11 protein-coding genes are annotated in these 12407 nt (G+C 60.9%); 3 read left to right on the plus strand and 8 right to left on the minus strand.

Annotation, left to right across the window (positions count from 1 at the left end):
- Positions 1–14 precede the first annotated feature (14 nt).
- The 3 genes from HDE80_RS08865 to HDE80_RS08875 all read right to left on the minus strand — a co-directional run bounded on the left by HDE80_RS08865 (position 15) and on the right by HDE80_RS08875 (position 2950).
- Positions 15–872, minus strand: coding sequence for a UDP-2,3-diacylglucosamine diphosphatase (locus HDE80_RS08865; protein WP_184670050.1), 858 nt, complete (start codon positions 870–872; stop codon positions 15–17).
- Positions 873–990: 118 nt separating this feature from the next.
- Entirely contained in the window at positions 991–1599 is a 609-nt protein-coding gene (locus tag HDE80_RS08870; RefSeq protein ID WP_255483678.1) for a GDSL-type esterase/lipase family protein, read from the minus strand.
- A gap of 82 nt (positions 1600–1681) precedes the next feature.
- Positions 1682–2950 (minus strand): aminotransferase class I/II-fold pyridoxal phosphate-dependent enzyme, encoded by a 1269-nt coding sequence (locus HDE80_RS08875; RefSeq protein WP_184670744.1) that lies wholly within the window; start codon positions 2948–2950, stop codon positions 1682–1684.
- Between the two features lie 184 nt (positions 2951–3134).
- Between HDE80_RS08875 and rsgA the strand changes: the two genes are divergently transcribed.
- Positions 3135–4190, plus strand: a complete 1056-nt coding sequence (gene rsgA, locus HDE80_RS08880; protein WP_184670053.1) for a ribosome small subunit-dependent GTPase A — start codon at positions 3135–3137, stop codon at positions 4188–4190.
- A gap of 81 nt (positions 4191–4271) precedes the next feature.
- Here the strand turns inward: rsgA and HDE80_RS08885 are convergent, their stop codons facing one another.
- From HDE80_RS08885 to HDE80_RS08905, 5 genes are all read right to left on the minus strand, one after another.
- The gene (locus HDE80_RS08885) at positions 4272–5741 is read right to left on the minus strand and encodes a mannitol dehydrogenase family protein (RefSeq protein ID WP_184670056.1); all 1470 of its coding nucleotides are present in this window, start codon (positions 5739–5741) and stop codon (positions 4272–4274) included.
- A gap of 74 nt (positions 5742–5815) precedes the next feature.
- Positions 5816–6943, minus strand: a complete 1128-nt coding sequence (gene ugpC / locus HDE80_RS08890) for a sn-glycerol-3-phosphate ABC transporter ATP-binding protein UgpC (protein ID WP_184670060.1) — start codon at positions 6941–6943, stop codon at positions 5816–5818.
- Between the two features lie 46 nt (positions 6944–6989).
- Positions 6990–7814 carry a carbohydrate ABC transporter permease gene (locus tag HDE80_RS08895; protein WP_184670062.1) on the minus strand — a complete coding sequence of 275 codons (825 nt, stop codon included), beginning with the start codon at positions 7812–7814 and terminating at the stop codon, positions 6990–6992.
- Complete coding sequence (locus tag HDE80_RS08900) at positions 7811–8743, minus strand: sugar ABC transporter permease (protein ID WP_184670065.1); 933 nt, start codon at positions 8741–8743, stop codon at positions 7811–7813. The genes HDE80_RS08895 and HDE80_RS08900 overlap by 4 nt, the downstream gene beginning before the upstream one ends.
- A gap of 64 nt (positions 8744–8807) precedes the next feature.
- A complete protein-coding gene (locus tag HDE80_RS08905; protein ID WP_255483659.1) occupies positions 8808–10112 on the minus strand; it encodes a sugar ABC transporter substrate-binding protein in 1305 nt (434 codons plus the stop codon).
- 472 nt (positions 10113–10584) lie between these two features.
- On the opposite strand from HDE80_RS08905, the gene HDE80_RS08910 reads away from it, so the two are divergent.
- Together HDE80_RS08910 and HDE80_RS08915 are read left to right on the plus strand one after the other, a co-directional pair.
- Positions 10585–11061, plus strand: coding sequence for a hypothetical protein (locus HDE80_RS08910; protein WP_184670071.1), 477 nt, complete (start codon positions 10585–10587; stop codon positions 11059–11061).
- Positions 11062–11069: 8 nt separating this feature from the next.
- The gene (locus tag HDE80_RS08915) at positions 11070–12347 is read left to right on the plus strand and encodes a flavohemoglobin expression-modulating QEGLA motif protein (RefSeq protein ID WP_255483660.1); all 1278 of its coding nucleotides are present in this window, start codon (positions 11070–11072) and stop codon (positions 12345–12347) included.
- The last annotated feature ends 60 nt before the right edge of the window (positions 12348–12407 follow it).

A 12407-nucleotide genomic window follows, 5' to 3' on the forward strand; every position in this document is an offset into this window, starting at 1 on the left:
TACCTGGACCAGCTTCAGGCAGCCGGCCGAAGTTCGGTGAGTTTGCGTCGGCGTGCGGCCAGTGGCGCGAGTGCGAGGGCGGCCGTCGGCGAGGGTAGCAGCAGCTCCCGGCTGGCTCGGCCCAGAGCAGTGGGTTGCTCGCTCCAGTGGATCAGCTCCATCGCGCCGGTGTGGTCTTCGGTCAGCGCGGTGCAGTGCTCCACCCAGTCGCCATCGTTGAGGTACAACACGCCATCGATCTCTCGTACCTGCCCGTAATGGATGTGCCCGCAGATATGGCCATCGAAACCGCGCTGGGCGGCGTCACCGGCGACGCGATCTTCATAAGCGCGGATATACGCCAGTGCCTTGCCGATATGCGACTTGATGATGATGGACAGCGGCACGTACGGCAATTCGAGGCGGCGACGCATGCCATACAGGCGGCGGTTGCTCCAGCAAATGAAGCGGTGCATCGCCTCACCCAGATGCATCATCCAGCTGCGGCCGACCTGCTCGGGATCGAACTCGTCGCCATGGCTGACGTGATAGCGGCGGCCATCGGCGCCTTCATGGATGGCGTCGAGTCGAATCTTGACGCCGCCGAAGGTTTGTCCCGCCATACCGCGCAATGGACAATCGTGGTTGCCGGGTATGTAGGTGACGTCGACGCCGCGCCGGGCTATTGCCATGATCTCAGCCAGCACGGCGCTATGGTCCGCGTGCCACCAATGTCGGCGGGTCAGCGCTTCCATGTCGATGATGTCGCCGACCAGATAAAGCTTTTCGCAGCGCAACTTGCGCAGGAAGTCGAGCAGATAGCTGGCCTTACAGTCTGGAGTGCCCAGATGCACATCGGAGATGAAGGCGCTACGGCAGTGAAAGTTCGACATGGCGAGTACTCCGGTAGGTACCGGGACCCCAGTGTCGGGCCATCAGGTCACCAAAGCATGGCGAAATGGTTGCAGTGTTGTTGCGACGCGGCAAGCTGCAAGAGCAGGAATGCGGTGCTTAGCGGGAGGGACGCAAAGCCCGACGAGCTATCGGCAAGATCGTATCCAGCCATAACGTGTACTGGGCGGCAGAAGGATGCAGCCCGTCATTGGCGACCAGATCGGCATGCTGCCGCGATATCGGCGTTATGTTGACCCAGTGCGCGCCGGCACGCGTCGTTTCGTCCCGTGCTATCGCGTTGTAGACGTCCAATTCGTGGGCGATACGTGCCGCGCCTCTGGCATCATTACGCGCAAATGGCGTGGTGCCCCAATCGGGGATCGACACCACGATCACCCGCTGAGGATGGTTGCCTGCCAGCACAATGGCCCGCTGCAGCAGCGTGGCAAAGGCCGTGCGATAGTCGCTGGCGGGGCGGCCGCGATATTCGTCGTTGACGCCGATCAGCAAGGTCACCAGATCGTAGGTGGGAGCCAGCTGCGCCTGATCCATGCCGGCCGACAGCTCATCGGTGGTCCAGCCAGTGACGGCGACGATGCGCGGGTCATCGATCATCACGCCGCTGCGCCGGAGCTGTTGAACGAGCTGCGACGGCCAGCGGGCTTCGGCGGGTACCGACTCGCCGATCGTGTAGGAGTCGCCGAGGGCGAGGTAGTGAAGCGGCAGCATGGCGGGCATCATGAAAGCAAAGCTCGACGTGGATGTTTCAGGACGTCACTTTCGATAGCTGCGGCGTCCATCGGGACGTTCAAGCGACTGCAGCGACAGTGCGAAGCGGCTGCTGATCCGCCATCCGACCCAGCACCCGTTCGATGCGCACGAACACTTCGCGCAGCTGCGCCGGTTGCGGCAGCAAGGTGAGCCGGATATGCCGGCTTGCGGCCACGTTGAAGCTGGAGCCGGGGACCACCAATACGGACTCCTCCTCCAGCAGGCGCAGCGCGAAAGCGTTGTCGTCGAAGCTGGCGATACGGCTGGCGCGAATTTGCGGGAACGCATACAGCGCACCGCCCGGAGTTACCAGATCCAGATAATCGCTGGCGGCGACACCGTCGATCACGGCCTGACGCGCCTCATACAGGCGGCCACCGGGCACGGTCAGCGCGCCGATGGTCGGTGCGTCCTGCAAGGCGGGAATCACCGCCCATTGCGCAGTCACGTTGGCGCATAGACGAAGTGCAGCGAGCAGCTGCAGGGCGTCGCGATATGCCGAAGTGCGTGCCGGATCACCCGACAGGCTCATCCAGCCGACCCGGTAACCACAGGCACGATGCACCTTGCTCAGGCCACCAAAACTGATGCAGGGAAGCTCCCCGGCGACTTCGGCCAGTGGCTGGAACACCGCGTCGTCGTAAAGAATCTCGTCGTAGATTTCGTCGCTCAGCAGCAGCAACCGGTGGCGCGCCGCCACGGCGACCAGCCGCTCCAGCAACGCGCGCGGATACACCGCGCCAGTCGGGTTATTCGGGTTTATCAGCACCAGTGCACGGGTGCGTGGGGTGATCAGCGCCTCGATTTCGTCCGGATCGGGGAAGTGACCGTTGGCTGCCAGGCAGCGGTAATAGCGTGGCCGGCCACCGTTCAAGATCGTCGCGGCGCTCCACAGCGGATAGTCGGGGCTGGGCAGCAGCACTTCGTCATCGGATTGCAGTAGTGCACGCAGACTGAGGTCGATCAGCTCGCTGACGCCGTTGCCGATAAAGATGCGTTCGGCATCGACATGCCGCGCGCCGCGCGCACGCTGCTGAGCGGCGATGGTATCGCGGGCGATCTCCAGCCCTTGCTCGTGACCGTAGGCTTCGCTGTCATGCAGATGGTTGGCGATCGCTTCGCGCAGATGCGCTGGCGCCTCGAAACCGTAGCGGCCGGGATTGCCGATATTGAGCTTGATGATGTCGAGGCCGGCGGCCTCCAGATCGCGCGCGCGTCGGGTCAGTGCGCCGCGGATTTCGTAACGCACATCGGCCAGGTGCGCGCTGGGTGCTATGGAGCTGGGTGCTGTAAAACCGTGTGTCATCGAAGCCAACGCCGATATCCTTATGATCTCTATGGCCGGCACCGCGGCCGAAACCTCGATGCTAGCAGCGCGCCGTGGTTCAGCGCGAGGATCGTTCAGGCAAATCGGTGGCAAATCAAGATTCATCGGCAGGCCATGCAAGGGCAGGGCATAATCAGTTTACCCGTGAAGCCAGATCTCCCCCATGAGTGATGCCGAATCGATCGAACGCCTGCGACGCATTGGCTGGCGTGGTGATGTGCTGCCCGCGGATGGGTTGCGACTCGCCCGCGTAGTTGCCCAGCATCGGGCCGGCTACGAATTGCACGATGGCGAAACCCTGTTTGGCGCGCAGCCGGACGGACGTTTTCTGAAGCGAGGTATCGATCCGGGTGAGCGCCCAGCGGTCGGTGATTTCGTTGAGGTGGCCGACGGCATGCCGCCGCATATTGTCACTGTGTCGCCGCGACGGACGGTGCTCTCTCGCGCCGCCGCTGGCGAGCGCTACGAGCGGCAGCTGATTGCCACTAATATCGACTACGTGCTGGTGTTGACCGGGCTGGATGGCGACTTCAATCCAGCGCGGATCGAACGCTACCTATCGCTGACCGAGGATTCGGGTGCGCAGCCGGTCGTGTTGTTGAGCAAGCTCGATACCCGCGATGATGCGCAGGAGCAGATCGACGCGCTACGCGCACGCCTGCCGGACAGTACGCCGATCCATCCGCTCAATAGCAAGGATCCGGCCAGTGTGGCGCTGCTGGCGCAGTACCTCAAGCCGGGTGACAGCGCGGTGCTGGTGGGATCGTCTGGTGCCGGCAAATCCACGCTCACCAACACGTTGCTTGGTGCCGACCGCATGGCCACTGCCTCGGTGCGCACGCACGATAGCCGCGGACGTCATACCACCACACACCGGGCGTTGCTGCAGCTGCCTAGCGGCGGCTGCCTGATCGATACGCCGGGGATGCGCGAGCTGAAACTCACCGGCGAGGAAAACCTCGATCTGTTCGCCGACATCGAAGTGTTGGCCGAGACCTGCCGTTTCGCCGATTGCGGTCATGGCAGTGAGCCGGGCTGTGCGATTCAAGTGGCGCTGGACACCGGTGAGCTGACGCCCGAGCGCTGGCGCAACTATCTCAAGCTGCACGACGAACGCGAGGAACAAGCGGCCACGCTGGAGGCCAGGCTGCGTCGCCAGCGCGGCGGTCGTCCGATCGAGCGGCCGCATGGTCATCGCGGGCAGCGGGATCGCGATTGAGTTGATGGATTTTATTTTGGGCGTCTAAACGTCCATACACTTAGTCGCTATACCCTGTTCGACAGGGGCTGGACGGTGCGCTTAGCGGAGCGCTTCAAGCGTGGCGCGCGCGCCGATGCGATGTAGCGAGTCCAGTGCCCAGGTGTAAGCCGCAACAAATCGGGGATGTTCCACCAGATCGCCGAACAGCTCGCGGTTTTCAATAAAGGCCAACGGATGGCGGCGATTGTTCTGCGCGATCGCGTGCAATTGATTCTTCAGCCGGTCGACGATCTCGATCGGCTCACCCTGCTCGTCAGTACCTTCGTCGTAGCGTGCCCAGCTGGCGACGACCGCTGCGCTGCGCTTGATCTCACCGTTATGCTCAAGCTGATGACGGATCACCGGCACCAGCCACTTGGGAATCCGGTCGGAGCTTTCGGCGCACAGCCGCGCCAGCGTGTCGCGGATCTGCGGGTTGGCGAAGCGCTCGATCAAGGTCCGACGATAAAGGTCGAGATCCACGCCTGGCAGCGGCGACAGCGTCGGCGAGCCTTCTTCCACCATATAGCCGAGGAGGAACTCGACGAACAGCGGATCCTGGCAGACTTCGTGCGCGTAGCGATAGCCGGCCAGATAGCCGAAATAGGTCAGCGCCTGATGGCTGGCATTGAGCAGGCGCAGCTTCATCAGCTCGTATGGCATCACTTCGTCGACGATCTGCACGCCGACGTCCTCGAATGCGGGCCTACCGTCGTTGAAGTGATCTTCCAGCACCCACTGGGTGAATGGTTCGCACACAACGGGCCAGGCGTCGTCGATACCGAAGCGCTGCCTGACTTCGTCGCGGTCGGCATCGGTGGTGACCGGAGTGATGCGGTCGACCATCGAGTTGGGAAACTTCACGTGCTCGGCAATCCACTCGCCCAGTTCGGCGTTCTTGCGTCGCGCGTAGGCGGTGAACGTTGCCTTGGCCACATCGCCATTGCCCTGGATGTTGTCGCAGGACATTACGGTGAACGGCGCAATGCCCCGGGATTTGCGCCGCGCCAGCGCCTCGGTCACCAGACCGAAGCTGGTTTTCGGTGCAGCGCCCTCGACCAGGTCGTGTTTTACGTCCGGGTTGTCGAAATTGAATGCACCGGTGACGTGATGAAAGTTGTAGCCGCCTTCGGTCACAGTCAGCGAGACGATGCGTACCTCGGGGTTGGCCATTTTTTCCAGCACGGCTTTGACATCATCCGGTGCGTAGAGGTACTCGATGATCGAACCGATCACCCGTGGCTTGTAGCTGCCGTCCGGATGCTTGATCACCAGCGTATAGAGCCCGTTCTGCGCGTCCATCACCGTCTTCATGCGCTGGTCTGCGGGCATCACGCCGACACCACAGATACCCCAGTCCAACGCCTTCCCGTCGTTCATCAGTTGGTCGACGTACATGGCCTGATGGGCGCGGTGAAAGCCGCCAACGCCGAAATGCACGATACCGACACCCACCTTGCTGCGATCGTAGGCCGGCACGGCCACGACGGGATCAAGCTGATGGAGGGTACTGGCGTTTAACTTCTGCATGGCGGCAATCTTCTTGGATCGAAAAGTTGGATCGTGATGTCAGGCGTTGCTGGATATGGCCGGTTCGTTAGACATCAAGCTGCAGCCGGTGCCTTGAGCAGTGATTGCTCGCTGGTGGCATTGAATACCTGCAGCTTGTCGGTCCGGCAGCGCAAGCGGATCGCGTCGCCCATCGCTACCGTGAGATGGCTTTCGATCTGTGCGGTTACCCGATGCGGGCCGACCTGCACCTGGATCATGGTGACCGAGCCGAGCGGCTCGACCACTTCGACGATGCCGGACAGCACGTTCTCGTTGACCGGATCGTCCGCGGCCAGATAGCTCAGATGCTCGGGGCGCACGCCAATCACTGCTTCGGTGCCGGCATGTGTGGCCAGTGCATCGCCGCGGGCGCCGGTCAGGGTCAGGCTGAAGTGGTCGTCCGTCAACGTGCGTTTGTCGACGCCGATCCGACCGCGCAGAAAATTCATCGATGGCGTACCGATAAAGCCGGCAACGAAGATATTCGCCGGCCATTCGTACAGTCGCTGCGGCGTATCGATCTGCTGGATCTTGCCGTTGAGCATCACCACGATACGCTGGCCCATGGTCATCGCTTCGACCTGGTCATGTGTCACGTAGAACGTCGTGACGCCGAGCTTGCGATGCAGTTTGACGATCTCTGCGCGGGTGTCCACACGCAATTTTGCGTCCAGGTTCGACAGCGGCTCATCCATCAGGAATACCTGCGGCTGACGCACGATGGCGCGTCCGAGCGCAACGCGCTGGCGTTGACCGCCGGAAAGTGCGCGTGGCTTGCGTTCCAGCAAGTGGGCGATGTCGAGCACCTTGGCCGCTTCCTGCACGCGACTGGTGATTTCCGCATCGGGAATTTTTTTCAGGCGCAACGCAAACGCCATGTTCTCGAACACGCTCATGTGCGGATACAGCGCATAACTCTGGAAGACCATCGCGATATCGCGATCCTTCGGCGCCACCTGGCTGACGTCGCGGCCGTCGATGCTGATCGAGCCGCTGCTGATACTTTCCAGCCCGGCGATCATCCGCATGGTGGTGGTCTTGCCGCAGCCGGACGGGCCGACCAGCACGATGAACTCGCCGTCCTTGGTGGTCAGGTTGAAACTGTCCACGGCGTTGTCGGCGGCATCGCTACCCTTCCCACCGTAGTTCTTGACGACGTCCTTCAGTTCAACGATGGCCATGAATACATAAACCTCTTCAACGAGTTCGACGATACGGAGTAACGCGTTATTTGACCGCGCCAAAGGTGAGTCCGCGCACCATCTGCCGCTGGGCAAACCAGCCGAGCACGATGATGGGTGCAACGGTGAGTACCGAGGCAGCCGACATCTTGGCCCAGAACAGTCCTTCAGCGCTTTTGAACGATGCGATATAGACGGCCAATGTCGCGGCGCGGTGATCGGTCATGGTCAGGCTCCAAAACGATTCGTTCCAGGCCAGGATCAGCGCCAGCAGTCCGGCCGAGGCGATGCCCGGCAGAGCCAACGGCAGGATCACCTTGCGCATGGTTTGCAAGGTGCTGGCGCCATCGATATCCGCGGCTTCGACCAGATCCTTGGGGATGTCCTTGAAGTACGAATAAACCATCCACACCAGCAGGGGCATGTTCATTGCAGTGAAGAGCAGGGTCAGGCCAGCCAGGTTATCCAGCAGGCCCAACTGCTTGTAGACCAGGTAGATCGGGATCAGCACGCCTACCGCCGGGATGAACTTGGTCGAGACCATCCACACCAGGGTGAAGTCCGTGCGCTTGGTCGGGAAGAACGCCATCGCGTAAGCCGCGGGGATCGCCAGCAACAGACCGACAAGTGTCGATACAACGGCGGATACGACCGAATTGAGCGCGTAGTGCAGGTAGCCGCTGCCCTGCTCCAATGCCACGCGAAAGCTGTCCAGCGTGGGTACGAACAGGAAGTGCGGATCGATGGTGAACGCATTCTGTTCCGTCTTGAATGCGGTCAGCAGCATCCACAGGATCGGAAAAAACATTACCAGCGCCACGAAGTATGCCAACGCAGTCAGGAGGGTGTCGCCGATGGATTTGTCTTTCATCGCCGGCTCCCCGCGTTCAAGTTGCCGGCCACGAACCGAATAAGAAAGATCGAGAAGATATTCGCCAGGATCACTGCGCCGATCGCTGCCGCCGATGAAATTCCGATGTCGTACTGGAAGAACGCCGACTGATAAATGTAATAGGGCAGGTTGGTGGTCGCCGTGCCAGGTCCCCCCGAGGTGGTGGTATAGATTTCGGCGAACGAGGTGAGAAAGAAAATGCTCTCCAGCATCACCACGACGTAAAGCACTTGTCCGAGGTGCGGCACCACGATGTGGCGAAACTCCTGCCACTTGTTCGCGCCGTCCAGCCGCACGGCTTCGATTTGATCTTCCGGTAGCGACTGCAGGCCGGTCAGCAGAATCAGCAGCGCAAACGGGATCCATTCCCATGACACCATGATGATGATCGACAGCATCGGATACTGCGCCAGCCAATCGATCGGGTTCAGCCCGAGATGGCGAAATACCCAAGCGAGCAGACCGTATACCGGATGGAACAACATGTTCTTCCAGATCAGGCCGGTGACCACCGGCATCACGAAGAACGGTGCAATCGCCAGCGTGCGAGCCACGCCGCGGCCGACGAAGGTGCGATTGAAAAGTATCGCCAGCCCCAGCCCGACAGTGACCGTAATCATCAAACTGGCGCCGACCAGGATCAGCGTATTGATGAGCGAATCCCAGAACGTGGGATCGGTGAACATCAGTTTGAAATTGGTGATGCCCGCGAAACCGGTGATCTCCGGCATCATCAGGTTGTAGCGCCGGAACGCGTAGTACAGCGTCATCACCAGCGGCACGATCATCCATACCAGCAGGAAGATCACCGCAGGAGCGAGCAATCGTCGTATGGGTGCTCCCGACAGGCGAGCCTTGGGCTTGGCCCTCTTGTCGGGGAGCGATGTAGCGACTGCAGGAGACGACATAGGCGATGATTCCAATGGTTCGCGGAACGCCGGCGCTTGTGCGCGGGCGATCCGCGAAAGGGGCTTACTTGGATTTGCCTGACTGGATCATCATCCGCTGGGTGAACGTTTGCGCCAGCAGCAAACCTTGGTCCACCGTAGTCTGGCCAGCCAGGATGCCGGCCATGATCTGGCCTACCCGCGTACCGATGGCCTGGAACTCGGGGATGTCGACGAACTGGATGCCGGTGTAAGGCACTTGCTGCACCGACGGTTTGGTTGGATCAGCCGTGCCAATCGCTTGCGCGACCAGTTTCGCGAACGGTGCCACCTTCAGGTACTCAGGATTGGCATAGGTCGACTGGCGGGTGCCCGGCGGCACGGAAATCCAGCCCTTGGCCTTGGCCACGCTGGCGATATAACCCTTGGAGGTAGCCCAGTCGATAAAGGTCTGCGCATCCGCGGCGTGCTTGGACGACTTCGGAATCGCCAGCGCCCAGATGTACAGCCAGTTGGAACCGGCCTTGGTCACTTCATGCGGTGACTGTGCAAAGCCGACATCCTTGGCCACCTTGGAGGTCGTCGGGTCAGACAGATAACCCGCCGCCACCGTCGAATCCACCCACATCGCGCACTGGCCGTTGGCGAACAGGGTTTCCGATTCGGTGAAGCCATTCGAAGTTGCGCCCGGCGGACCGTATTGGGTCAGCAAGGTCTTGTACTGGTTCGCGGCATTCTTCCACGGTGCGGAGGTCAGCTCGGGCTTCCAGTTCATGTCGAACCAGCGACCGCCGTAAGCGTTGACCATGGTGTCGAACAGCGCCATGTTCTCGCCCCAGCCCGGCAGGCCACGCAGGCAGATGCCGTAGGTGCCCTTGGATTTGTCGGTGAGCTTGGCGGCGAATTGCCCTATCTGCGTCCACGTGGGTTCGGCCGGCATGGTCAGCTTGGCCGCGGCAAACAGATCCTTGCGGTAATACGTCATCGAGGATTCGGCGTAGAACGGCAGCGCGTAGATCTTGTTGCTGTAAGACAGCCCCTGGCGCACCGATTTCAGCAGATCGTTGACGTCGTAGTCGGCTGCCGGGGTCATCGGCATCAACCAGCCGTTCTTGGCCCAGATCGGCGTTTCGTAATTGCTGAGCATCACCACGTCGTACTGGCCGGCGCTGGTGGCGATATCGGTGGTGACCTTCTGGCGCAGTTCGTTCTCCGGCAGGGTGACGAAATTCACCTTGATGTTGGGGTGCAGCTTGCCGAACTCGCCGGACAGCTTCTGCATGGTGACCATGTCGGGATTGTTCACCACCGCGACGGTGATGGCGCTTTGTGCGGCGGCCACCGAGGTGGCGCTCATGCCTGCGATGAAAAGCAACGTCTTGATAGTCATCATTTGTCCTTTATGTATGTGGCGTCATTCGGGTGATGGTTCGGTCGCGTTGGCTTGGTGATTTCGGTCATTAGGCATCTTCGGAGCATTGTTTGGGCAATGCACGTGATGGATCGATCTAAATTGCATTGCTGCAGTCGCAGCAATGCTTGCTGTTTGAGTCGATGAAATTTGCTGTCTTGAATAATGAAAAAAGCTTCTGATGGGTCAATCGGTAGTTTCCTGGGGCCGCCCGCAGGTAACGGCGCGATGTTGCATAGCGAGATTGGCGTTTCAGTCCGTGCAATTTCATAAAGCGCTGAGGGCTTTCGCGTAAAACGCGGCCGTCGGCAGCGGAATTGTGGTCAGCACGAGGGCGATGAGCCGTCCATGTCCGAATGGATGGCGAATTCTTCCGGCGAAATGTGCCGTTAGGTGCCGTTGGCGAAGTGTCACGCACTACTATCGACACATTGCCACCAGAGATTGCGTCATGCGCCGGTTGTCATCCACATTGACTGTGTTCTACAAGCGCGTGTTTCCGATTGTCTGGCTGATATTTCCGGTATTTTCGGGACTCATTTTGTGGAATGCGTTGACGCGCAGTCACTCATCCGTTGTCTGGCCATCCTTTCTGCCGCCGCTGATTATTTTCGTGATCGGAGGCCTGCTTTTCAAAAAGTTGATCTTCGATCTGGCGGATGAGGTCTGGCTCGATAGCGATCAGCTGCTGGTGAAGAATCGTGGCCTGCAGGCGCGCGTTGCGCTGGCTGACGTGATCAACGTCAACGCCACCATCATGGTCAACCCCCGACGTATCACGTTGCTGCTGCGGGCGGATTCGCGTTTGGGTCGCAACATCACCTTCATGCCGGCCAGCCCACGTGGATTCACGGCGGCGTTCAAACCCGATCCGATCGCCACTGAGCTGATCGGTCGTATCGACGCACTACGGCAGGCGCGCCGATGAGTACAGTAATGAGTGCTATCGCACCCGAACTGCAACGTTACGCTGATCTCGACAAGCGCTTGCTGGCGGCGGCGCGCGGCATCACCATCCTGCCCACGGTGGCGTGGTCGGCATCGCTGGAAAACCGCATGATCGCGGCCTATAGCAAGGGCAAGTTCGCGCTGCCCGAGGTTACCTACAAGCGTCCCGATCTTTCCGCTGCGCGTGTCGAGCTGGCCGCGATCGAGGCCGAGGCTGGCGGCAGAGATCCCGATGATATCGATCCGCTCGGCGGTTACCTGCGCCGTACCGCGGAGTCGTGGCGCATTGCCGCCGAGATGCTGGAAGCGGTGGGCACCGAAGGCGTTACCGCACCATCGATTGTTCTATATGGACGTCCAGAGGATCCGATACCCGGCAGCAAGCGCAGCAATCTCGACGCAGCGCGCTATTTCGTCGAGTTGTCCGACGAGCTGGGCGCGGATCTGCTGGCCGACGGCATCGGTACCGATATCTCTTCCGAAGTGTTGCGCGATGAGCTGAGCAAGACGCTGGATGATTTCTTCGGCGCAGGCACGATTCGCGTCGAAGTCGATCCCGAGCTCACTGCCAAGGCCGCCGCCGGCGCCACCCGCATCCGCCTGCGTGGGGCCACCCATTTCACCGAATACGATCATCACCAATTGCTGGCGCATGAGGCATTCGTGCATTCGCTGACCGCGTTGAACGGACGCCGCCAGCCGCTGCTGACCTCGCTGGCACGCACCTCGCCGCGGGTTACCGCCACGCAGGAAGGGCTGGCCGTATTCGCCGAGCTGATGTCCGGCGCCATCGATATCACCCGGCTCAAGCGCATCAGCCTGCGCATTCTGGCGATCGACATGGCGCTCAAGGGAGCGGATTTCGTCGAGGTGTATCGTTATTTCAGCAGCTGTGGCCAGAGTGCCGCCGACAGTTTTCATTCGGCGCAGCGGGTATTTCGTGGCGTGCCGCTGACCGGAGGTTCGGCCTTTGCCAAGGACAACGTCTATCTGGCCGGCCTGCTGACCGTACATACGTTTTTCCGCTGGGCGCTGAAGGAGCGGCGGATGGATTTGCTGCGGCACCTGTTTGCCGGCAAGCTGGCGCTGCACGACGTGGTCGCGCTGCAGCCGTATTTCGAATCAGGTGCCATCCTGCCACCGCACTGGCTGCCGCCCTGGATGCAGCATGTCCATGGCCTGGCCGGCAAGCTCGCTTTTTCGGTATTCGTCAACGGCATCCACATGAATCGGGTGCAGGGAGACGAGCTTTCGCTGAGCGTTTAGTGCCAGAGCAACGGCTTCGCCGGTGCTACCATGAAAAGGCACCCGCCACGTCGGGTGTCG

This window comes from Rhodanobacter sp. A1T4, assembly GCF_014207185.1.
Taxonomy (GTDB): Bacteria; Pseudomonadota; Gammaproteobacteria; order Xanthomonadales; family Rhodanobacteraceae; genus Rhodanobacter.

Bases quoted from the DNA above. Each gene is read 5' to 3' on its own strand.
- HDE80_RS08910 (WP_184670071.1), top strand. From the start codon at position 10,585: ATGCGCCGGTTGTCATCCACATTGACTGTGTTCTACAAGCGCGTGTTT.
- HDE80_RS08885 (WP_184670056.1), bottom strand. From the start codon at position 5,741: ATGCAGAAGTTAAACGCCAGTACCCTCCATCAGCTTGATCCCGTCGTG.
- rsgA (WP_184670053.1), top strand. From the start codon at position 3,135: ATGAGTGATGCCGAATCGATCGAACGCCTGCGACGCATTGGCTGGCGT.
- HDE80_RS08900 (WP_184670065.1), bottom strand. From the start codon at position 8,743: ATGTCGTCTCCTGCAGTCGCTACATCGCTCCCCGACAAGAGGGCCAAG.
- HDE80_RS08875 (WP_184670744.1), bottom strand. From the start codon at position 2,950: ATGACACACGGTTTTACAGCACCCAGCTCCATAGCACCCAGCGCGCAC.
- HDE80_RS08895 (WP_184670062.1), bottom strand. From the start codon at position 7,814: ATGAAAGACAAATCCATCGGCGACACCCTCCTGACTGCGTTGGCATAC.
- HDE80_RS08915 (WP_255483660.1), top strand. From the start codon at position 11,070: ATGAGTGCTATCGCACCCGAACTGCAACGTTACGCTGATCTCGACAAG.
- HDE80_RS08905 (WP_255483659.1), bottom strand. From the start codon at position 10,112: ATGACTATCAAGACGTTGCTTTTCATCGCAGGCATGAGCGCCACCTCG.
- HDE80_RS08865 (WP_184670050.1), bottom strand. From the start codon at position 872: ATGTCGAACTTTCACTGCCGTAGCGCCTTCATCTCCGATGTGCATCTG.
- ugpC (WP_184670060.1), bottom strand. From the start codon at position 6,943: ATGGCCATCGTTGAACTGAAGGACGTCGTCAAGAACTACGGTGGGAAG.